This window comes from Algoriphagus sp. (assembly GCF_046296635.1).
Lineage (GTDB): Bacteria > Bacteroidota > Bacteroidia > Cytophagales > Cyclobacteriaceae > Algoriphagus.
On record NZ_JBKBKZ010000001.1, the window covers coordinates 195,932 to 217,830 of the forward strand.

Consider the following 21,899-nt stretch of genomic DNA (forward strand, 5'->3'; position numbering starts at 1 on the left):
GGAATATTCGATTCAAAAATAGGAAAGCCAAGCGGATTTAACCAATCGATGTGCCAGAAAGGACCGGGATGATTTTTTCATGGGTGATTCCCCAAAGTTTGTCACCTGGTTTAGGTTTGACCAAAGCCAAGCCGGTGAAGTTTCCAAATGCTGGAAGGATGAGCCTGGACTGGGATAGAAAGTAGCAAGGAATCCGTACAGATTGACGGGCTTTCCCTACCAATCGAACCCCTGGATGAATGTGACCGCAAATGTTTAAAAATCCCGTTGGGATGTTCTCAAGTGGTTCATGAGAGAGCATTAGATTTCCCAAGATCAAAGGCTCATTATGAATTTTTAATACGGATTGCTTATAGGCCAAAGGGGACAGAATATCATGATTACCTTTTACCAAATGAAATTCTGTTTTTGGAAACTGCTCCAAAAACTCTTGGAAGTATTCCCATTGACTATTCCAGTCTGAATGAAAGAGGTCTCCAAGGAAATAGGTGTGAATTGGACTAAAATGGGTTTGGAGTTTTTTTAATTGAACTAGGTCCGCGTCGTGAACAGGTTCCGGGATGGGTATTCCGGATTTCCTAAAGTGTGCAGCTTTTCCAAAATGAAGATCTGCAATTAATAAGGTCTTCAATTCATCAATCCATATTGCTTTTTCCTTTAATAAAGTCAAAGTAACTCCCTCGAAAATATGGGTAACGTTGGTGTGGTTATTGGTGGAATTTTTTACCTCTTGCATAACAATTCCAAATTTATCCGTATTTACCTAGATCAAAACTTAATATTTATGAAATCGAGACAATTTACTTCATTTATTATCCTATTGGTCTTTGGATTAGCACTACAGTCTAAAGCTCAGTCCGAAAATAAAGTTCTGGGACTTTGGTATAACACTGAAAAAACCGCTCAAGTTGAAATAACCAAAAGTGGATCTGAATTCATTGGTAAAATCGTTTGGCTCGAAAATCCTAATCCCGACGGAAAGCCTGCTACAGATAAAGAAAATCCAGATCCAAAATTAAAGCAGAGACCGCTGATGGGATTGTCCTTACTGAAAGGCTTGAAATATTCAGGTGGAGTGTGGAAAGGTGGGGAGATCTACGATCCTAAAAACGGTAAAACTTATTCCTGCGAAATTAAACTTAAATCAGATTCAATATTAGAGGTAAGAGGATACATCGGGTTTTCATTCGTAGGTCGAACCGTAGAATGGACAAGAGTTAAGTAAATAAAAAAGCGGGCTTCAAACCCGCTTTTTTATCTCTGCTCCAAATAGAATGATTTAAGAATATAGGCCAATTGCTCAAATTCAATCAAAAATGCATCATGTCCGGCAGTTGATTTAATTTCCTTATAGGTTCCTCTTTTTGCTTTTTGACTGATAAATTGAGATTCGCTTGGAAGAAAAAGCAGATCTGAATTTACCCCGATTGCCAAGACTTTTGCTTCGATTTTTCCTAAAGCTGCTTCCAGACCTCCTCTGCCTCTTCCTAAATCTTGACTATCCATAGCCTTGGATAGGGTCCAATAAGAGAGTGCATTAAATCTTTTGGCAAGTTTTTTTCCTTGATATCTCAAATAAGAAGACGCTCTAAATCCATCCATTTTTTCTTCCTTTTCGCTCTGTTTGATCAAGAGATCATCAGGATGTCGATAAGTAAGCATGGCGATCGCACGGGCTGTTTCCAGGCCTTTGGCACCAGCCGATTCATGGCATTCTCCCCACGTACAATCTGACTCAATTGCCATTCTTTGAGTTTCATTAAATCCTATGACCCAAGGGGAAGTTTTGACAGTGGAAGCCAAAATTACCGCATTTTCCAGTTTTTGACTTAAAGTCAAAGCCCATTCCAAAGCGACCTGACCTCCAAGAGACCCGCCAATTAAGGTGTGGATTTTTTCGATTTTGAGATGGGATCTTAGTCTTTCCAAACTCTGGGCTAAGTCTCGTGGGGTCAATTGAGGAAAATCGTAATAATAGGGTGATCCAGTTTCGGGATTTTCGCTGAAAGGATGGGTTGACCCATAACAGCTACCCAAAAGATTAGCACAAATTATGAAATGGTCTGCCGGATCATAGAATTTGTCTTCGCCAATTAGGCCATTCCACCATTCGGCGGCATTGGAGTCTCCGGTAAGCGCATGGACGACCCAGATTACATTGTTTTTTTCCGCATTCAATTGACCATAAGTGGAGTAGGCTAGGTCAAAATTCATTAGAACTTCGCCCGACTCCAATGGCAATGGTTTGATGGAATGAAAAACTTCTTGGGTCATGGTGAGATCAGCGTATTGGCTTGTCAAATTCATTAGGAGAAATTAGATTTTTTCAAATGCTTGCTGCAAATCAGCCTTGATATCATAGATGTGTTCGATGCCAAGAGAAATTCGGAGAAGGGTAGGAGTAACTCCTGCAGCTTTTTGTTCTTCATCCGAAAGTTGCTGATGCGTCGTCGCGGAAGGCTGAATAATCAGTGTTTTGGCATCTCCGACATTCGCCAAGTGAGAAATCAATTCCAGATTGTTAATGAATGCTGAAGTTTGCTCTTTGCTACCTTTTATTTCAAAGCTTAAGACTCCACCAAATCCATTCTTTAGGTATTTTTTTCCTAAGGCATGATAAGGAGAGGAAGGAAGTCCTGGGTAATTTACTTTGGACACATGAGGGTGAGCCTCCAGCCATTTTGCTATTTCTAGCGCATTTTCTACGGTTCGTTGAACTCGAAGGGAGAGTGTTTCGACTCCCTGAAGAAGGAGGAATGAATTGAATGGACTAATAGCAGGTCCAAAATCACGTAATCCTTCAACTCTAGCACGAATAGCAAATGCAATATTTGGAAGTCCAAGTGGATTATTTTCCCCGAAAACTTGCCAGAAATTCAATCCGTGATATCCTTCTGATGGCTCGGAAAACTGAGGATATTTTCCATTTCCCCAATTGAAGTTTCCTGCATCTACTATAATTCCACCGATCGAAGTACCATGACCGCCGATCCATTTGGTTGCAGAAGAAGTTACAATATTTGCTCCATGCTCAATTGGACGGCATAAGTAGCCTCCGGCACCGAAAGTATTGTCAACTACCAAGGGAATATCATGCTTTCTAGCTAATGCTGCTATTGCCTCAAAATCCGGGATGTTGAATTCTGGATTGCCGATGGTTTCCAGGTAAATAGCTTTGGTTTTGGAATCAATGAGTTCTTCAAATGCTTCAGGGGAATCTCCTTTTGCAAAGCGTGCGTCAATACCAATTCTCTTAAATGCTACTTTGAATTGATTATAGGTTCCTCCATAAAGAAATGTGGTAGAAACAAAATTGTCACCGGCCTCCATGATGTTGTTCAAAGCTAAAAACTGAGCAGCTTGGCCGGATGATGTGGCTACCGCTGCGACGCCACCTTCAAGAGCTGCAATTCTTTTTTCAAAAACATCCGTGGTAGGATTCATGATCCGTGTGTAGATGTTCCCGAATTCTTTTAATCCAAATAGGTTAGCGCCATGTTCAGCACTATTGAAAACATATGAAGTGGTTTGATAAATGGGTACAGCCCTGGAATTGGTTGTCGGGTCTGGGGCTTGTCCAGCGTGAAGCTGAAGTGTTTCAAATCGATAGTTTGCTGACATTGTTTTGATAGGTTAAAGGGTTAGAAAAAAGGGGAACGATCCCAATGGAATCAGACAAGAGAATTTGTTTCGGGTTAACAATTACCCGAAATGCCGAAGAATGGCGAAATGACAAATAGTAAGTGTAAGTTGAATATTTACTAAAAAGGGAAGAGTAAATAAAGAGTCCATATTGCAAGGAATTTATAGTTCCGAAAGAGAATACCTCAGTCGGTAGGAATTGGCACCTTTTCGCCGCGGCGAATGGTTGCCAGAGGGTCAATGAGCCTGTCTCTCGCCTCTTCTGTATAAATCCTTACACTAAAAAAGTGAAAGGATATGCAAAGAAAAACCCGGAAACTGAGAATTCAAAATAGAAATGCAGGTTCCGGGTATATTTTATTTAAAGTTCAGAATCTTCGTAACGGAAAATTGGATGAATAGCTTCAACATCAGGCGTAATTGTAATTAATTCATTAATTAATCCATTAGAAAGACCATAGACCCAACCATGAATTGCGGGAGCTTTCCTTGCTTTCCAAGCTTTTTGAATAATTGAAGTTTTGATCAAATCCTGACATTGTTCGACCACATTCAATTCGACCAATTTATTTACTTTGCCAGCATGAGTAGGTTCTTGGTCGACTTCTGCTTGATGCATTTTATAGACTTCCTTAATATTGCGAAGCCACTTGTTGATCAGTCCGAACGATTTGTTGGTAACTGCTGCATCCACACCTCCGCAGCCATAGTGACCGCAGACAATAATGTGTTCCACTTTGAGATAATGTACAGCATACTCAAGTACTGAAAGCATATTTAAGTCAGTATGCACCACCATGTTAGCAATATTTCGGTGAACGAAGATTTCTCCTGGATCAGTACCAGTAATTCTATCCGCAGGTACCCTGCTGTCTGAGCAACCTATCCATAAGAAATTTGGCTTTTGTTGAAAAGCCAGCCGTTCGAAATAGCTTTTGTCTAAAGTTAATTTCTCTTCAGACCAAGCTTTGTTCTGTAGTAAAAGACGTTCGTATTTATTCATGCGTTTTCTTTTAAATTATAATCAAATCCTTCTATAGTCAATGTAATGTTTTTTTCGTGTGCGGATGCAATAAAATCGTTTAACACATCTCTAATATCTTGATCAATGAATTTCGCTTTGTATCCATTAATAATTACAAAGCTATTATCCGGTATTTGAGCGAGTTGCTTTTTAAGTGGTGCTTTATTGAGAAAGGAAACATCCTTATGAAGTTTTACGAGGTAGTTCCCTTTTCTTTCAGTGACTAGAATGGCTTGTTTGAAGTTTGTCTTGATGACAAAAAATATTCCGACCACCATACCAATCCCAATTCCCATAAGGAGGTCTGTAAATAAAATCGCCAAAATTGTGACAACAAATGGCAGGAATTGATTCAAACCTTTTTCCCACTCTTGGACAAAAATGGAGGGCTTAGCCAGCTTAAATCCAACCATAAACAATACCGCAGACAAACAGCTTAGCGGAATCATATTAAGGATTCTTGGAATTGCTAGGACCAGAACTGCAAGTAAAATACCATGTAAAATGGCTGATAATTTTGTCTTTGCCCCTGAAGTGACATTAGCGGACGTACGAACAATTACCGCAGTCACGGGTAAACCTCCAATCAAGCCTGAGACTGTATTTCCGATCCCTTGTGCGACCAACTCCCGACTTGCTGGGCTGATTCGCTTTTGAGGATCCATCTTATCGCCAGCCTCTAAGCTCAATAAACTTTCAATACTTCCGATAATAGCTATAGTAGCGGCAACTATCCAAAAGCTGCTGGTCGAAAACAATCCAAAATCAGGCAGTGTGAATAAATTTCCCAGTTCATTAATTCCGCCCAGAATTGGAATAGTTACTAGATGTTCATCATCCAAAACCCAAGAAGGTTTAAAAGAAACATAAAGCTGATTGATCAAAATACCCGCTACAACCGCCCAAAATGCAGGTGGAACAGCACTCAGCATTTTATTCTTTTTAATTCTAGGATGATCAAAACCTATCAAAATCACCATAGCAGTAATTACAATAGGTAGTGCACCAGGGCTGAAGTATTGAATGGCTCGCCAAATTTCAGAAAACGTGTTTTGATTATCAATTTGCTGAAAAGCCAAATCACCCATTAGATCCTTGTCATAACCCAAGGCATGAGGAATTTGCTTCAAAATCAATATCAAACCGATCGCTGATAGCATACCCTTAATTACTGAATGAGGAAAATAATAGCCTATTATTCCTGCTTTTAAGAAACCCATTGCCAATTGAATCAGTCCCGCAACTACAAGTGCCGAAAGGAAAAGCGGAAATGTACCAAGTGTACTAATTGAGTCAAGTACAATTACAGTTAAACCTGCGGCCGGTCCGCTGACACTGACATGAGATCCTGAAAATGAACCAACAATAATCCCACCTACAATTCCCGCAATTAACCCAGACATCGGTGGTGCACCACTTGCGATCGCTATTCCGAGGCAAAGCGGTAATGCAACAAAAAAAACGACCATACTTGATTTAAGGTCGTATCTTAAGTTGCTTCCAAAAAGATCATTCATAAATTGGTCATCGGGTTAAATTCTATTCAAGAAAAGACTTTATGATCAAAAGTAAAATTATTGAATTGAATCTATCAAAAAATTAAATGAACGGAGAAACTATTTCATTTCAACAAGCTTTGAATTCGCTGATCCATCAGGTCAAAATCAAAGTTTTTGATCGCCGAATCCATTTTAAGCTTTATCTCTTCTAGACAAAGATTTCCAATACTTCCCTCATGTGTATGTCTAAGCTTATTTTGGTCCGGCGCAAAATTATTAGCCTCGATTTCTATCCCAACCTTTTTATAAGCATCCCGAAAAGGCACTCCTTTTAAAACTAGTTCGTTCACGACCTCCACCGAAAAAAGATGCTTATAAAATGGATCTTCTAAGATGTTTTCGCGCACTCTGATCGACTTCAGCATGAATGTGCTCATGCATAGGCAAGTCTTTAATTTTTCTATTCCTGGAAAAATCTCCTCTTTTAATAATTGTAAATCTCGGTGATAACCGGTACTCATATTGGTCAGGATATGACTAACGGTGTTTGGTATACTTTGAATTTGATTCGTTTTAGACCGAATCAACTCGAATACATCCGGGTTTTTCTTATGAGGCATGATGCTGCTTCCGGTTGTCAAATCATCCGGAAATGTGATAAAAGCAAAATGCTGATTCATAAAAAGACATACATCAGTCGCTAGCCGATTGAGTGTCGAAGCGAGTCCTGCCATTGCAAAAGCTAAAGTCCGCTCGGTCTTGCCACGGCTATTCTGAGCATTGATTACATTATGGTGGAGATCAGCAAATCCTAACAATTCCGTAGTCAAAGTCCTATCCAACGGAAAACTTGATCCATAACCCGCAGCGGATCCAAGGGGATTTTTATTACTTAAGTCAAAAGCAGCTTTAAGTAAGCCCAAATCCTCGGTCAAACCTTCGGCAAATGAACCAAACCATAGTCCAAATGAAGAAGGCATAGCCAGCTGCGTATGCGTATAGCCAGGCATTAGATCTTTTTTGTGTTTTTCCGAAAGTGAGATCAGCATGTCAAAAAGTTCTTGAGTTTCCTCTACAATCTCTCTAATTGCAGCTCGATAGTATAATTTGAGGTCCACCAAAACCTGATCATTCCGACTTCTGCCGCTATGAAGTTTCTTCCCAACTTCTCCATATCGTTCCGTGAGCAAAAATTCTACTTGGGAATGCACATCTTCCACCCCAAGATCAATGCTGAATTTCCCCTGCTCGATTTCAAAGTAAATTTCTTTTAATCCTTTTTGCAGAATATCATTTTCCTCGAAAGTCAAAAGTCCAATTTTTGCCAACATTTTGGCATGAGCCATGGAACCTAAAACATCAAACGGAGCAAGAACGCTATCAAATTCCGGATCCCGTCCGATAGTGAATTGTTCTACTTCTTTTTTGCTGCCAGTGGCTTTTTGCCAGAGTTTCATAGTTCTATAGGTTAGCTGAGTTCAGCGTATTTGTTGATGATTGAAATATAACCTTCGATACCTTGCTTGATTTCTTCCAGAAAAATGAATTCATCAGCTGTATGGGATCTTGCAGAATCTCCGGGACCGATTTTGACAGAAGGCCAAGGAATTAGTGCCTGATCGGAGAGAGTAGGGCTTCCGTATTTTTCAAGATCCAATTTCTCAGCCACTAGGTTCAAGAGATGACCCGCAGGAAGATGCGAGGATTGCAACCTCATGGATCGCGGCGTCAACTCAGCCTTTAAAATGGACTTCAATTCTTCAAATGCCTCCTGCAAAGTATAGACATCTGTCACCCGTACATCCAAGGTATATTCGCAAAGGTCAGGAACTACATTGTGCTGTTGACCGGCTTTAATAACAGTTACCGTGACTTTGGTGCGGCCTAAGAATGGGCTGGACTTCGTGAATTGGAAGGTCTTGATTTCATCCAAATCTTCCATTGCAAGGTAAATCGCATTGATGCCTTCTTCACGAGCTGCGTGACCGGCTTTTCCATGAATTTTTGCGTCGATCACCAGAAGTCCCTTTTCGGCAACAGCAAGTCTCATTTGCGTTGGCTCTCCAACGATTGCCAGTTCAGCTTCCGGGAGTTTAGAAATGATGGAAGAAATGCCATTTGGACCGGAGATTTCCTCCTCGGCGGAGGCAATCAGAAGCAAATTAAATGGGAGATCTTTCTGTAGAAAATGGCAAAAAGTTGCGATTAAACTTACAAGAGGACCACCTGCATCATTACTACCCAATCCAAACAGTTTTCCATCTTCTACGATAGCTTGATGAGGATTTTTGTTGTAGCCCGAATTTGGCTTTACCGTGTCATGATGTGAATTGAGCCATACAGTTGGCAAAATGGGGTTGTAATCATTTGCAAAAGCCCAAACATTGTTTCCTGATCGAACCACTTCAACTCCCTTTTGGGATAAAAAGCTTTCAATCCGATCTGCTGTACCATTTTCTTCTTTGGAAAAAGATGGGATTTCAATTAAATCCTTAAGCAATTGAACCGCTTCTTTAAAAAGTAAATTGAGGTTTTCCATCAGTATAGATCGTATCGATTTCGCTCAATAGTTGTTCCTGAAAGCTTACCTTTTGCGGCTAGGAGGAGATTTTCAGCTTTACCTATCCACACATGGTTTACTCCTTTTTCCAAAGCTGCGAAAGCATTGTCCAATTTGGGAATCATGCCTGAATGAATTACACTTTCTTTGCGTAGCTCGGCATAGATATCTTCGTTGATCAGTGGAATGATCGAATTTTCATTTTTTTCATCGATCAAGACTCCGCTTTTATTGAAGCAGAAATACAGGTTAACCTGATGCTCCGCTGCTAAGTTAGTCGCCAAGGCGGAGGCAATGGAATCTGCATTTGTATTAAGTAATTGGCCTTTTTGGTCGTGGGTGATCGCATTCACGACAGGATGCAGTCCGGCACTGAGGAGCGTTTTGATCAGGTCGGTATTTACTTCCTGTATATCGCCAACAAACCCATAATCTATTCCTTTTACAGGTCGCTTGATAGATCGGATGAGATTTCCATCAGCCCCCGTCATCCCTATGGCATTTACTTTCAAAGCCTGAAGCTTTGCCACGATATTTTTATTGATCAATCCCGCATAGACCATCGTCACGATGTCGAGGGTGTCTTTGTCGGTAATTCTACGTCCATCGACCATCTCGGGCATTACCCCCATAGATTCACCGAAGCGGGACGCCATGATACCTCCACCATGAATCAGAATCTTGTTTCCTGGAAACTTGGCAAAAAGAGTCAAAAATTCATCCAACTTCTCAGGGAAGTCGATGACATTACCGCCGATTTTGATGATTGATATTTTCATTTGGTCAAAAGAATAAAGGACTTATCCTAGAATTTTACTCAAAACTGCCTGTGCAGCATAAATTCTGTTTTCAGCTTGCTTCTGAACCAAAGAACGTGCCCCGTCCAGGATTTCATCTGAAAGTTCCAGATTTCGTCTTACAGGTAGACAATGCATGACTTTAGCATTTTTAGCCTTTTTCAAATGCTTTTCAGTAAGCATCCAAGAGTGATCGGTGGATAGAATTTTACCATAATCATTGAAAGATGACCAATTTTTAACATACACAAAATCAGCATCCTGAAGGGCCTTACTTTGATCGTATTCTAGGGTAGAACCCTTGGTGAAACTCTCATCTAGTTCGTATCCTTCCGGATGGGTGATCGTGAGATCATGATCCATTCCCAGTGTCCATTCTGCAAAACTGTTTGCTACAGCATGAGGAATTGCCTTGATATGCGGTCCCCATGTCAAGACGACTTTTGGTTTTCTTTTTCCTTCGGAAAATTCCTGCATCGTAACCTGATCCGCCAAACTTTGAAGGGGATGACGGATGGCAGATTCTAAACTTACCACAGGCTTACCACAGTATTTTACAAACTGACCAAAGACAAAATCATCCACGTCTTCCTCGCGATTGGTGAGGGAGGGGAAAGCCCGGATGGCGAGAATGTCAAAGTACGAACCCAAAACTCCGGCAGCATCTTTGACATGTTCGACCGTGCCTTTATTCATGACTGCACCTTCCTTCATTTCCAAAGCCCAACCTTCTTTATCCATGTTAAGGACAATGGCCTCCATTCCCAGATTTTGAGCAGCGATCTGGGTGCTGACTCGAGTTCTTAGCGAAGGATTTAAAAAAATGCACCCAACTCGCTTTCCTTTGCCTTTGGCGAGATCCAAGCTAGGATTTGATTTATAGGCGATCGCAAGATCAATCAATTCCTGACCTAGTTCTTTGGATTCGAATTTTGTAAAATGCTTCATTTGAGGTGAAATAGGGGGGTGAAAAACTTATTTACTAAGAATTTCCTTGATAGCAATCAAGAACGAATTTAACTGATTCCATTCTACTGACAAAGGTGGAAGCAATCGGATCGTTTGCTTTTTAGCAGCTGAACCTGTGAAGATGTGGTATTTATTTACCAATTCTGAACGAACAGGTCCTGCATCTCTATCCAAGTCAATTCCAATCATCAGGCCTTTTCCTCTGACATCTTTAATCCCCGGAATTTGATTTAATTCTTCGATTAACTTTTCCCCAAGTTCCAATGCTTTATTCTGTAAGTTTTCTTTTTCTAAAACTTCCAAAACAGCAAGTCCTGCCGCACAGGCCAAGTGGTTTCCACCGAAAGTGGTTCCAAGTAAACCATAAGTGGCTTTAAATTCAGGTGCGATTAAAAGTCCTCCGATTGGAAAACCATTTCCCATTCCCTTGGCCATTGTAATCAGGTCAGGCATAATGCCATCTACCCACTGATGTGCAAAGAATCGACCTGTTCTTCCATAGCCCGACTGAACTTCATCTAAGATGAGTTTAGCATCATACTTTTTGGCCAAAGCAGAAATGCCTATCAAGAATTCGGCTGAGGGGACTTGAATTCCGCCAACTCCTTGGATTCCTTCAATGATGATACCTGCAATCGAATTTGTTTTCAATGCATCTTCCAAAGCTTCCAATTCTCCCCAAGGAAGAATGTGGAAATCAGTTCGTGCATTGCAGGGAGCTACAATTTTTGGATTGTCAGTCAAAGCAACCGCCCCGGAAGTTCTTCCATGAAATGCACCTGAGAATGCGATAAAACCAGATTTTCCCGTCGCAAATGAGGCCATTTTTATGGCATTTTCATTTGCTTCAGCACCCGAATTGCAAAGGAAGAGCTCATAATTATGTAAGCAGGAAAGGTGTCCAAGTTTGTCGGCAAATTCCTTTTGAATGGGTATCTGAATAGAATTGGAATAAAAAGCGATCTGATCCAGTTGATCCTTGATGCGCTTCACATAATGCGGATGCGTGTGTCCGATAGAGATCACTGCGTGACCACCATACAGATCTAAATATTCCTGACCCTGATCATCCCAAAGTTTACATCCTTCGGCTTTGACCAAAGTGACGGGAATGAGGGGATAGACGTCGAATAAATTCATTTTTTATGTACGATTTACGAAATACGATTTACGAGGCAATGATGCTCCTCAATCTTCACTTTCAAAATTTGGACTTTGACATCTAATCCTGAGTATCGAAATTTCAATGTATTGTTCCTTTTTAATCTTAAGTCTTGTGTCTAAAGTCTTGCTTCTTGTTTCTAAAACGCAATTGACTTGAGATTCAGACCCAACTTTTCGTCCAGTCCAAAGGCCAAATTGAAATTCTGAACAGCTTGCCCGGAGGCTCCTTTTAAGAGATTATCAATCGCTGAATAAATGACCAATTGCCCTGCCTCTTTCTGGACAAAAAGGATGCATTTATTTGTGTTCACCGCTTGCTTCAAGTCAATATCCTGAGTGGAAACATGAGTGAATGCCGCATTTTGATAGTATTCCTGATACGCTTTTACAGCTTCTTCTTCAGTTCCTGCGAAAGGAAAATGAGCCGTGATCCAAATTCCTCTTGAGAAATTCCCACGGTAAGGAACAAAGAGCAATTCAGAATTAAAGTCAGGATTTATCTGCCGAAACGTCTGCTTAATTTCATTCAAGTGTTGATGCGTAAAGAGCTTGTAGACAGACATATTCCCAGTTCGGTAACTGAAGTGAGAGGTTTCTCCCAGCTTTTTTCCAGCACCGGTACTTCCCGTGATTCCTGAAATCTGCACCGCATCTTTCACCCAACCTTTTGCGATAGCAGGAGCTAAGGCCAATTGAATTCCCGTGGCAAAACAACCCGGATTAGCAATTCGCTTTGCGGATTTGATTTTCTCAGCATTTACTTCAGGAAGTCCATAGACGAATCCATCGGATTCATTTCTGAAATCAGTGGAAAGATCGATGATGACTGTTTCCGGAGAAAAAGCAAGAGCTTCAAGAAATCCTTTGGTTTCGCCATGAGGCAGACCCAAAAAGACCGCATCGATTCCTTCACTTGGCACTTGATCGGTGAATACCAAGTCACAATCGCCGATCAAATCCGGATGAACTTCCGCTACTTTTCTACCTTTCTGAGAATTAGAATGAACGCAGACCAGTTCGCAAGAAGGATGATGCACTAAGATTCGAAGTAATTCTCCTCCAGTGTATCCTGCGGCACCAATAACTGCTGTTTTGATCTTAGTCATCGCTGTTTACTTTGTGGAAAATGGCAGTCTGATTGCCCAAAATCCGAGTAAAGCCTTTCACATCTTCTCCTGTGTATCCTTTGTTCATTTCTCCATAGCTACCAAACTTCGAGGACATCAAATCATGATTTGAATTGATTCCAAGCAGCGTAAAGCGATAGGGTTGGAGCATCACCCGAACATCACCAGTTACAAACTTTTGAGTGTCTGCGAGAAAGGCTTCCAAGTTTCTCATCACCGGATCCAAGTAGTGTCCTTCGTGCAGGTGGTTGCCATAGAACTCGGAAAGCTGATTTTTCCAGAACATCTGCCATTTGGTCAAGGTATGCTTTTCCAGAAGTTGATGTCCTTTAATAATGATAAGTGGGGCAGCTGCCTCAAAACCTACACGTCCTTTTATGCCGATGATTGTGTCACCCACATGAATGTCTCGACCGATTCCGTATGGTCCTGCTAAGGCTTGAACTTCCTGAATGGCATTAACCGGATTTTCAAATGTCTCTCCATCCACGCCTTTCAATTCACCTTGAACAAAGGTCAATTTGATTTCTTTAGCCTCTGTTTCAGTGACCTGAGTTGGCCAAGCTTCTTCCGGTAAAAAATCTGAAGAAGTCAAGGTCTCTTTTCCACCAACTGAAGTTCCCCAGATTCCTTTGTTGATGGAATAAGCGGCCTTTTCGAAGTTCATTGAAACTCCATGTTTTTTTAGGTATTCGATTTCTTCCTGACGGGAAAGTTTCAGATCACGAATAGGAGTGATGATTTCGATATCAGGAACTATTGTCTGGAAAATCATGTCAAAACGAACCTGATCATTTCCAGCACCGGTTGAACCATGAGCAACGGCTTTTGCACCAATGGATTTAGCATATTCAGCAAGAGATTTAGCCTGCAGGATTCGCTCGGCTGAGACGGATAGGGGATAAGTGGAATTTTTCAACACATTCCCAAAAACCAAATACTTGATAACTTCTTCGTAATAGGTGTCAAGCACTTCCAGAATATGAAATGAAGCAACGCCCAACGTATTTGCTCTAGCTTCAACAGCGGTTAATTCTTCTTTCGAAAAACCACCGGTATTTACAATCACCGCATGAACTTCATAGCCAAGATCTTTGGTCAGGTGAAGTGCGCAAAATGTGGTATCCAAGCCTCCACTGTAGGCTAAAACAACTTTTTTCATTTTATTCTAATAGGTTTGTTCTCTAGGGAAATGAATTAAAAGAGCATGCTCGTGATTGAATCTTTTGACTTATTCAATTTGAGCATAACATATTTTTTGAGTCTGACCCAGCGGTCAAACAATTTGATTTCTTTTTTGAAATCATCACGAAGCGCCAATTCTTCTGTGTGATTGCGTTTGGCATTGGGGTCATAAAGCATGGCAGTGCATAGGCAATTTTGACGATTTTTTGCCATCAAAATCTCATAATTCACGCAGCTTCTGCATCCTTTCCAGAATTCTTCATCATCAGTAAGATCGGAATAAGATACGGGAATGTACCCAAGTTCTGAGTTGATTTTCATCACTGCAGCACCGGTGGTCAAACCAAAAATCTTTGATTCTGGGTACTTTTTGCGGCTGAGCTTGAATATTTCAGCCTTGATTTTTCGAGCCAAACCGTATTTTCTGAATTCCGGAGAAACGATCAGGCCTGAGTTAGCAACAAATTTGCCGTGACCCCAAGCTTCGATATAGCAGAATCCTGCCCATGTCCCATCAGAAGTCAAGGCGATGACAGCTTTTCCTTCATCCATTTTTGTTTCGAGGTAAGCAGGGCTTCGCTTAGCAATACCCGTTCCACGAGCTTTAGCGGAATTCTCCATCTCATCTGCAATGATGTTGGAGTAGGATTTATGGCTTGGATCGGCTACAATAATTTTGAAAGAAATGTCTTCCATAATGGACTGCATGAGATTCTCCATGTTGAAATGGAGGATGATGATTAAACTAGAAATTCAAGGAAGATGCGGAGCATGTTTTCCACGTAGGAAAACAGAAAATATTACAGGGTCAAACCCTATATGTAAACCTATTTCTCCTTGTAGGAGCAAAAAATGGCATAGCAATAGAAACAAGTACCTCCATTGAGGCAATTGGTAAAATTGGTGCTATGATATTATTCTTTGTCATGCTTTTGAGGTTGCAAATGTTATACCTCAAAAAATGGATTACAAGAAAATTGCCCAAAAATTTGGGCAAAGTCCAAAAATATCCTCGTTTCCAAATTTTCAACTAAATAAATTTTTCAGAAACCTCACTTTACCAAATTAAATTAGGGAAATAAATCTATCCTGCCATCTCTTTCAAAGCCGACACAAACTTATCTAACTCGTTGGTAGATGTGTAAATGTTTGGCGTAATTCTACAGCCTTTTACTCCTGCTCCATCGATAGCCACGGTGAAAATCTGATATTTTTCCATCAGAACTTTGGACATTTCAGCGGGTGTGATTTTTGACACTCCCACATTTGCGATCCCGCAAGAACGAGTAGGTTCCTTTGGGGTATTTACAATGATTCCAGGGACATCTCGAACTTCATCGGACCAATACCGCTGAACAAATCGGAGTCGATCTTCTTTCCTTTTCGCTCCGATTTTCTCATGAAATTCTAAAGCGTTCAATACAGCCAAATCCGTAGCGACAGGATGAGTTCCTGTATTATTGAGATACTCCATCGTTTTTAAATTCAAGTCAAATGGTGCTAAAAGCGGTTCCAATTTTCCGATTTTATCTTTTTTCACATAGAGCATCCCGCAGCCTAGGGGCACACTTAACCATTTATGAAGACTTGATCCATAGTAATCACAATCCAATTCGTGTAAATCGAAGGTAAAGTGTCCCACTGCATGGGCTCCATCTAGCATAATCTCCACTCCATGTTCATGTGCCATATCGGCAATTTTCCGTACAGGAAGAATGTGGCCTGTAATGTTCACAATATGAGGTACTAGCATTAATCGAGTCTTGGCTGTGATCGCTTTTCGATAGATTTCTACGATTTCCTCATCACTTTCCGGATGCAACGGAATATCGATTTTGACAGTCTTAATTCCCCAGCGTTTGGAAGCCAAATCAAACATGGTCTGCATACTTCCATAGTCTTGATTGCTGAAGATTGCTTCATCTCCTGCTTTCCAAGGATACCCTGAAATCACCAAATCCAGTGATTCAGTAGTATTTCTTGTCAAAACAACTTCCTCCGGATCAGCGCCGACCAATTCTGCTACTTTGGCAGCGGATTTTGCTTTATCAGCGACCTTGACTGTTCGCATGTAGTGAGATCCTTGATAATTTACTTCACGGATATGTTCGATGTATTTCTCCAGCGTTTCTTCTGGCAAAAAGCAGTAATAGCCATTTTCTAAATTGATGTAATCAGGCTTGAGTCGATAGCCTGCTCGGATTTTTTCCCAGACATCATCAGCCGAAAAATCGAGATTTTCCAATGAAACTGAATTTGCTTTGGCCTGGAAAAACGAAGAGCTGCCAATTCCAAGTGCTGCCAGAGATTTGATAAAGGATCGCTTGTTCATAGGTGGGATGATTTTTTAGAAGATGTAGAAAAGTAACCAGATGATCACCAAAAAGATGGCCATCCATGTAATCCAAGGTGATCGTTTTGGAAATTCAAATTTGCAGATCGGACAAATGATCGCTTTGTCGTCAATTTCCATTGCGCAGGAAGGGCATTCTTTGGTTTTCACAGCTTTGGCTTGAACTCTTTGGGGTAAAATCTGATTTGTGATTTAAGTAAATAAAAAAAGCTATGAAAATCGAGATTTGGTCAGATGTAGTTTGTCCTTTTTGTTATATCGGAAAAAGAAAGTTAGAGAAGGCAATTGAAAAATTCCCTTTCAAAGACAAAATAGAGATCGAGTGGAAAAGCTTTCAGCTCAATCCTAATCAAAAAACCGATCCAACTATCAGTACGCTTGAGCATTTGTCCCAATCCAAAGGTTGGTCCATGGAGCAGACCCGTGAAATCACTTCAAATGTGGTGAATATGGCTGCTGCGCAAGGATTAGAGTTCGACTTCGAAAAAGCTGTAGTCGCCAATACAAGAAATGCACATCGCCTGATTCACCTAGCCAAAGAATCCGGAAAAGGGGATGCAATGAAAGAGCGTTTGCTCAAGGCTTATTTCTCCGAAGGAAAAAATGTGGATGACTTTCCTACTTTGATTTCTTTAGGAAAAGAAATTGGGCTGGAAGAAGAAAAAATTAAAGCGATGCTAGAATCCGATCAGTTTGATGAAGTTGTTGATCAGGATATTTATGAGTCAAGACAAATAGGAGTGAAGGGAGTTCCATTTTTTGTTTTGGATAGAAAGTTTGGAATCTCAGGAGCTCAGCCTGATGAAGTTTTTGTTCAGACACTACAAAAAGCTTGGACAGAATTCGCTAAGAATAATTCTGTTCTAGATATGGCAGGTAATGCGGAAGGGGAGAGTTGTGACCTTGATGGGAATTGCATTTAAAAATATAGCTCACAGATTTCTCAGATTTTCACAGATTGTTTAATTATCTGTGTTCATCCGAGTCATCTGTGAGCTTAATATTTATTACCAAACACCCCTGGCTTTCATTTGTAGGGTGTAAACAGCATCCATTGCTGTGATGAAAAGGGTTCTTCGATCCAAGGCACCAAAAGCAACATTTGCAGTCCAATTGGCGGGTACCGGAATATGAGCTACTTGATTTCCATTACGATCAAAAACTGTGACACCTTTTCCGGTAAGGTAGACATTCCCTTTATCGTCAATGGTCATACCATCGGATCCCATTTCACAGAATAAGGTTTTGTTGGTCAAATATCCATCAGGTAAAACATCATATTTCCAAGTCTTTTTCGCACCGATATCGGCTATATAAAGCGTTTTTCCATCCGGAGTTCCAACAATACCATTTGGTTGAGTTAAGTCTTCTGCAACTCTGAAAAGTTCGGATCGGTCGGCCGAAAGAAAGTACACATGCTGTCCATCCTGCTCCATTTCCTTTCCTCGGATTCCTTCCCAATAGGGTCTTGGATAAAGTGGATCTGTGAAAAACAAACCGCCACTTGGTCTTACCCAGATATCATTAGGTCCATTGAGTTTTTTTCCTCTGAAAGAAGGCACGATGACTGTCTCTTTTCCCGTATTTTGATCAATTGCCCAAAGTTCATTTTTCAAATCTGCCGCGGTAATCAAAGTCCCATCAAGTTGGAAATAAAGCCCGTTTGATCGGCCTGCACCTTCTTTGAAAAGCTCAACTTTATTACTTCCTGCGTACCACTTGTAAATTTTATCATTGGGTTGATCGGTAAAAAAGACATCGCCCATACGATTTACTGCTGGCCCTTCGGTAAAGCTAAATCCATCCTGAACTTTCACCAACTCGGCATTTTTAACTACAATTCCACGTTTGTCTTCGATTTGAGCAAAGAGTGAAAGTGAGCTTAATAATAAAGCGGATAGGATAAGCGTACTTTTTAAATTAATTAGCATAGGTTACGGGATTATTTACGTTGCATGACTACTACGAGCTTGTTCAAATCAGGGCTGTAGGCCATTCTGGATATGTTTTGATGTGTGTCTGACTTTATTTCCCCAAGAAATTCCCATTTGGAATGGTTGGATTTTTTTTGAAAAACATTGTTTCCTTGAGCCATTAGCAGGTAGTGATTATCCTGCCAAATGAAGTCTAAGGAACCGGCTAATCCAAAACCTAGCACTCCAGTTTTTTCACTTTTAATGTCGTGGGTTCTGATCAGCAATTCTAAGCCATCTCCCGTCTCTTTTGGAGATTTCATTGATAAATAACTGATTTGGGATGTTTTTGGTCTCCGCTTTACAGCTCTTCCTATATGGTCATCGATCTCTACAAGGTCTCCTTTACCTCGGGCATAAACCAGTTTATTGGGTTCCCCGAGTACAAACATGGCGGCCTTGTTATCATACCAATCGTAGTATCCTACAGGTGCTATGTCATCATAAAGTAATTCCGGCTCACCATAATTTGTGGGATATAACCAAAGCCTTTGTCTTCCATCAGGCTCCACCACCACCGCTGCAACATACTGTCCGCAATCTGTCAGGGTAGGAGAAAACTCACTACGGTCTTCAGTTTTGCTTAGGTTAGTAAATTTATTAGTAGTGAAGTTATAGACTATGATGTCATGATTGCCAGTTTCATCCGCCGCTGAAAAAACCAATTGATAATCGTTAATAAAATTTGGTTGATTATCATATTCGGGACGATTTGTGAGGGCTTTGGCCGTTTCAGTTAGGACCTTAAACTTTTTCCCTTTGCCTTTGGTGTCTATCACCCAAATATCAAAACCTCCCTGAGCAAGAGTGGTTTGAAGTGTGAAACCAATGAAAATAGAAAGCGAAAACAGGAATTTTTTCATCAAAACAGATTCTAAGCCAACCAAATTACAAAATCGATGTTAGAAAGGCGTGGGGAAATTACATCTATATACTGATTCTTTATTTGACGAGCTTAGACAAAGACAGGACCAACTTGCTGACAATGCGATAATAACTTTGATTCAGTTTCCAAATTGGGTCAAAAACATAAACTCCTGGACTGAAATTCCTGCTAATCTTCCAGAAGATTTTTCCTTGGAACTCCAGCACTATTTTGATTTCTACAGGCAAAAAGAGACTTCAATTGATACTATCACTCTGAAACACGGTCAGTCTTTTTTTGAAAAAAATGGGGATATGTACACGGCAATGCTTGGGTTCTACTCGCTTCCGTATTGCTACGCCTTTGCAGACGGAGCAGAGGTTTTGGTCAGATCCAAACGGATTATTGATTCTATTGGAGAGCGACTTGGCGAGACAGGGAGCTTCGTGATGGAAATCTTCAAACCTGGTGCATTTATTACTGAAAAAAGTGCTTTTCTAGTTTGCGCTAAAGTGAGACTAATTCATGCTTTCAGCCGATATTTCATTTTGAAATATGCAAAAGACTGGAATCCAACTTTCGGGAAACCTGTCAATCAGGAGGACATACTGGGGACAAATCTCGCTTTTAGTCAGATCGTTTTGCGAGGATTATTGAAATTAGGTATCACCGTAAGTGAAGCAGAACATCATACTGTTTTGGGCTACTGGAAGTGGATTGGTGAATTGATGGGAATCGAAGTGAGTTTTTGGCCCGAGACATCAAAAGAAGCATTTGAGCTGGATAAGCATATTCGAAGAAGACACATGCGAGCCTCTGAAGCAGGTCAAAAATTGACGAATGCACTATTGAATTTTTACCGAAAAACTATTCCTGATCCCATTCTATCGGATCAAGTGGAAGGCATCGTTTCATTTTTCCTTGGAAAAGAAGCTTCGAAGGCTCTAAATCTTCGGTCCAACAAAGCAATACAGGGAGACTTACTAGGATTGATTTTCAAACTCAGTGGGAGGAGAAATTTTGGAGCCAAGAAAAGTTACTCAAGCTTAAAAAGATCTCTTGAGCAACAACAACTGCAACAATTCGGAAAAGTGATGTCTATTCAACTTCCTGAGCTTTCCCGTTCGTAATCGAACAGTTTTTTGTTCGCTTATCACGCAGTCAATTTACATGAGTGCGGAAATCAGCGTTTTTAAGCCACATTTGTCAGATGGCACCTTTTTCGTACTTTGAGTGCCATGAAGCAATTCACCGCATATCTTAATCGGTTCCCGCTGGAGTTGGTCTTTTGGATCGGAAGCTTAATCGCCATCCTGATGCTTGAGCCTCACTCAGCAAGTCACCTGAGCTTGTGTCCACTCAGTCAGCTTGGTTTCGAATGGTGTCCGGGTTGCGGATTGGGCAGGTCAATGAATCTCCTGGCGCATGGAGAGTTTAGAGCTTCTTGGTCTTTGCATCCGCTGGGAATGTTGGCGTATGTAGTGATCTTTCACAGAATCTGGAATCTTATAAAAAACCTAAAAACAACACACAATTATGGCAAATGTATTGAGACACCTTCCTGAATTGGAAGGAATGGAACTGGGCTACATCCAGGGTCTAATGAAAAACATGGATGATGACCAAGCGTCACTCTTTGCGCAAGTGTATCGTGCGAGGAGAAAAGACTCTCAGATGATATTGATTCTGACCTTGCTTGGGTTCTTTGGATTTGCCGGCTTGCACAGATTTATCTTAGGACAGATTGGACTAGGAATATTGTATATCCTTACACTAGGTTTGTGTTTCATTGGTACCATTGTGGATTTAGTGAATTACAAAAGCTTAGCCTATGAATACAATGTGAAAATGGCACATGAAACACTTGCAATGATTTCCAATCACTTCCCAAATATGGGTAGCGGAAGCACATTCAGTTGATTATAAATCTTAACACAATCAAAGCTCCGAGAAATCGGGGCTTTTTTTTGCGAATGCAAAATGTTTTACCAATCATCATTTGTTGAGGTTTCAAGGCCTTCCTTTTGAAATTCTTTCAATAGCTTTTTTCCCTTTTCAGAAAAAATAAGGTGAAATTTCTGGACTAACTCACCAGCTGCTTTCAACTCTTCAAAAGAGCCTTGAGCAATATGATAGGGGAGTTCGATCAGGTTTTCTGCTTTCGAAGAAAATGGTGGTGCGATTGCAGATGAAAAATAAAATGGCCACATCGTCTTTGCACAGCTGATACCCCACAAATTAATAGGGAATTGATTTGCATAAGTGGTTAATCGCTCATTTATTTCTTCGAAAAATTGAAGAGTTTCTGCTAATCTGATACGTGAACCTGCACGAGACTTTCCCTTGGTTTTGAGGTGTTTAATTTGAGACTTTCCTTGTTTTTGCCTTACCATGTAAGCCCGAAAGACTTTATGATCAATCAATGTTCCCTGATGAAAATATCCAGTAGAAGCCTGACCAGCGCGTATCAATACCAATGAAAAATGGGAATCTGGATTGTGAATTAGACCGTTACTTTCCTTCCAATCAAGGGTCCAAGGAAGATAAATTTTCACAAGCCAATCATGCCCGGATTCGATTGAGAGTTGATGTTTCTTTTTTTCAAAAAGTAAGTTGAATTTTTGAGATAGTGATTCAGCAATCAGGTGTTGAGCAAATTCTTGACTGACAATCTGAGCTTGTGGAATATTCATTTTAGGGAAAAAACTATTGGCTATCTTTACACAAAGAAATTGAAAAAT

Annotated in this window: 23 protein-coding genes and 1 riboswitch; of the genes, 6 read left to right on the plus strand and 17 right to left on the minus strand. The window is 40.6% G+C overall.

The features are described from left to right. Window positions 1–37 precede the first annotated feature (37 nt). Window positions 38–736, minus strand: a complete 699-nt coding sequence (pdeM, locus tag ACK4HU_RS00885; RefSeq protein WP_409802918.1) for a ligase-associated DNA damage response endonuclease PdeM — start codon at window positions 734–736, stop codon at window positions 38–40. A gap of 48 nt (window positions 737–784) precedes the next feature. Here pdeM and ACK4HU_RS00890 point away from each other — a divergent pair, with 48 nt between their 5' ends. Further along, a complete protein-coding gene (locus ACK4HU_RS00890) occupies window positions 785–1,225 on the plus strand; it encodes a DUF2147 domain-containing protein (protein WP_409802920.1) in 441 nt (146 codons plus the stop codon). A 29-nt stretch (window positions 1,226–1,254) separates the two neighbouring features. On the opposite strand, the gene metX is transcribed toward ACK4HU_RS00890, so the two are convergent. The 13 genes from metX to ACK4HU_RS00955 all read right to left on the minus strand — a co-directional run bounded on the left by metX (window position 1,255) and on the right by ACK4HU_RS00955 (window position 16,299). Continuing rightward, window positions 1,255–2,307 carry a homoserine O-acetyltransferase gene (metX, locus tag ACK4HU_RS00895; protein ID WP_409802921.1) on the minus strand — a complete coding sequence of 351 codons (1,053 nt, stop codon included), beginning with the start codon at window positions 2,305–2,307 and terminating at the stop codon, window positions 1,255–1,257. 9 nt (window positions 2,308–2,316) lie between these two features. Beyond that, a complete protein-coding gene (locus tag ACK4HU_RS00900) occupies window positions 2,317–3,621 on the minus strand; it encodes an O-acetylhomoserine aminocarboxypropyltransferase/cysteine synthase family protein (RefSeq protein WP_409802922.1) in 1,305 nt (434 codons plus the stop codon). Between the two features lie 180 nt (window positions 3,622–3,801). Further along, window positions 3,802–3,915, minus strand: a riboswitch (SAM riboswitch). 88 nt (window positions 3,916–4,003) lie between these two features. Next, the gene (gene can, locus ACK4HU_RS00905; RefSeq protein WP_409802924.1) at window positions 4,004–4,645 is read right to left on the minus strand and encodes a carbonate dehydratase; all 642 of its coding nucleotides are present in this window, start codon (window positions 4,643–4,645) and stop codon (window positions 4,004–4,006) included. Beyond that, window positions 4,642–6,183, minus strand: a complete 1,542-nt coding sequence (locus ACK4HU_RS00910; protein WP_409802925.1) for a SulP family inorganic anion transporter — start codon at window positions 6,181–6,183, stop codon at window positions 4,642–4,644. Before ACK4HU_RS00910 ends, can begins: the two co-directional genes overlap by 4 nt. A gap of 104 nt (window positions 6,184–6,287) precedes the next feature. After that, window positions 6,288–7,622, minus strand: coding sequence for an argininosuccinate lyase (gene argH / locus ACK4HU_RS00915; RefSeq protein ID WP_409802926.1), 1,335 nt, complete (start codon window positions 7,620–7,622; stop codon window positions 6,288–6,290). An 11-nt stretch (window positions 7,623–7,633) separates the two neighbouring features. Beyond that, a complete protein-coding gene (locus ACK4HU_RS00920; protein ID WP_409802928.1) occupies window positions 7,634–8,704 on the minus strand; it encodes a M20 family metallo-hydrolase in 1,071 nt (356 codons plus the stop codon). Further along, the gene (gene argB, locus ACK4HU_RS00925) at window positions 8,704–9,504 is read right to left on the minus strand and encodes an acetylglutamate kinase (RefSeq protein ID WP_409802929.1); all 801 of its coding nucleotides are present in this window, start codon (window positions 9,502–9,504) and stop codon (window positions 8,704–8,706) included. The genes ACK4HU_RS00920 and argB overlap by 1 nt, the downstream gene beginning before the upstream one ends. A 21-nt stretch (window positions 9,505–9,525) precedes the next feature. Further along, the gene (locus tag ACK4HU_RS00930; RefSeq protein ID WP_409802930.1) at window positions 9,526–10,470 is read right to left on the minus strand and encodes an acetylornithine carbamoyltransferase; all 945 of its coding nucleotides are present in this window, start codon (window positions 10,468–10,470) and stop codon (window positions 9,526–9,528) included. Between the two features lie 27 nt (window positions 10,471–10,497). Next, window positions 10,498–11,631, minus strand: a complete 1,134-nt coding sequence (locus tag ACK4HU_RS00935) for an aspartate aminotransferase family protein (RefSeq protein WP_409802932.1) — start codon at window positions 11,629–11,631, stop codon at window positions 10,498–10,500. A 161-nt stretch (window positions 11,632–11,792) separates the two neighbouring features. After that, window positions 11,793–12,761, minus strand: a complete 969-nt coding sequence (gene argC, locus ACK4HU_RS00940) for an N-acetyl-gamma-glutamyl-phosphate reductase (protein WP_409802934.1) — start codon at window positions 12,759–12,761, stop codon at window positions 11,793–11,795. Continuing rightward, window positions 12,754–13,944: an argininosuccinate synthase gene (locus ACK4HU_RS00945; protein ID WP_409802936.1), complete on the minus strand. Its 1,191-nt coding sequence runs from the start codon at window positions 13,942–13,944 to the stop codon at window positions 12,754–12,756. Before ACK4HU_RS00945 ends, argC begins: the two co-directional genes overlap by 8 nt. Window positions 13,945–13,979: 35 nt before the next feature. Further along, window positions 13,980–14,663, minus strand: a complete 684-nt coding sequence (locus ACK4HU_RS00950; protein WP_409803197.1) for a GNAT family N-acetyltransferase — start codon at window positions 14,661–14,663, stop codon at window positions 13,980–13,982. Window positions 14,664–15,051: 388 nt separating this feature from the next. Continuing rightward, the gene (locus tag ACK4HU_RS00955) at window positions 15,052–16,299 is read right to left on the minus strand and encodes an aminotransferase class V-fold PLP-dependent enzyme (protein ID WP_409802938.1); all 1,248 of its coding nucleotides are present in this window, start codon (window positions 16,297–16,299) and stop codon (window positions 15,052–15,054) included. A gap of 40 nt (window positions 16,300–16,339) precedes the next feature. Here ACK4HU_RS00955 and ACK4HU_RS00960 point away from each other — a divergent pair, with 40 nt between their 5' ends. Both ACK4HU_RS00960 and ACK4HU_RS00965 read left to right on the plus strand, forming a co-directional pair. Further along, window positions 16,340–16,483, plus strand: a complete 144-nt coding sequence (locus ACK4HU_RS00960; RefSeq protein WP_409802940.1) for a hypothetical protein — start codon at window positions 16,340–16,342, stop codon at window positions 16,481–16,483. Window positions 16,484–16,532: 49 nt separating this feature from the next. Then, window positions 16,533–17,243: a DsbA family protein gene (locus tag ACK4HU_RS00965; protein ID WP_409802942.1), complete on the plus strand. Its 711-nt coding sequence runs from the start codon at window positions 16,533–16,535 to the stop codon at window positions 17,241–17,243. A gap of 84 nt (window positions 17,244–17,327) precedes the next feature. Here the strand turns inward: ACK4HU_RS00965 and ACK4HU_RS00970 are convergent, their stop codons facing one another. Further along, window positions 17,328–18,251 (minus strand): SMP-30/gluconolactonase/LRE family protein, encoded by a 924-nt coding sequence (locus tag ACK4HU_RS00970; RefSeq protein ID WP_409802943.1) that lies wholly within the window; start codon window positions 18,249–18,251, stop codon window positions 17,328–17,330. An 11-nt stretch (window positions 18,252–18,262) separates the two neighbouring features. Next, a complete protein-coding gene (locus ACK4HU_RS00975; protein ID WP_409802945.1) occupies window positions 18,263–19,156 on the minus strand; it encodes a TolB family protein in 894 nt (297 codons plus the stop codon). A 49-nt stretch (window positions 19,157–19,205) separates the two neighbouring features. Between ACK4HU_RS00975 and ACK4HU_RS00980 the strand changes: the two genes are divergently transcribed. From ACK4HU_RS00980 to ACK4HU_RS00990, 3 genes are all read left to right on the plus strand, one after another. Next, window positions 19,206–20,288, plus strand: coding sequence for an oxygenase MpaB family protein (locus ACK4HU_RS00980; protein WP_409802947.1), 1,083 nt, complete (start codon window positions 19,206–19,208; stop codon window positions 20,286–20,288). Window positions 20,289–20,396: 108 nt separating this feature from the next. Continuing rightward, window positions 20,397–20,723, plus strand: a complete 327-nt coding sequence (locus ACK4HU_RS00985; RefSeq protein ID WP_409802949.1) for a DUF2752 domain-containing protein — start codon at window positions 20,397–20,399, stop codon at window positions 20,721–20,723. Further along, window positions 20,695–21,078 (plus strand): TM2 domain-containing protein, encoded by a 384-nt coding sequence (locus tag ACK4HU_RS00990; protein WP_409802950.1) that lies wholly within the window; start codon window positions 20,695–20,697, stop codon window positions 21,076–21,078. Before ACK4HU_RS00985 ends, ACK4HU_RS00990 begins: the two co-directional genes overlap by 29 nt. Before the next feature lie 65 nt (window positions 21,079–21,143). On the opposite strand, the gene ACK4HU_RS00995 is transcribed toward ACK4HU_RS00990, so the two are convergent. Then, window positions 21,144–21,851 carry a hypothetical protein gene (locus ACK4HU_RS00995; protein ID WP_409802952.1) on the minus strand — a complete coding sequence of 236 codons (708 nt, stop codon included), beginning with the start codon at window positions 21,849–21,851 and terminating at the stop codon, window positions 21,144–21,146. Window positions 21,852–21,899 lie beyond the last annotated feature (48 nt).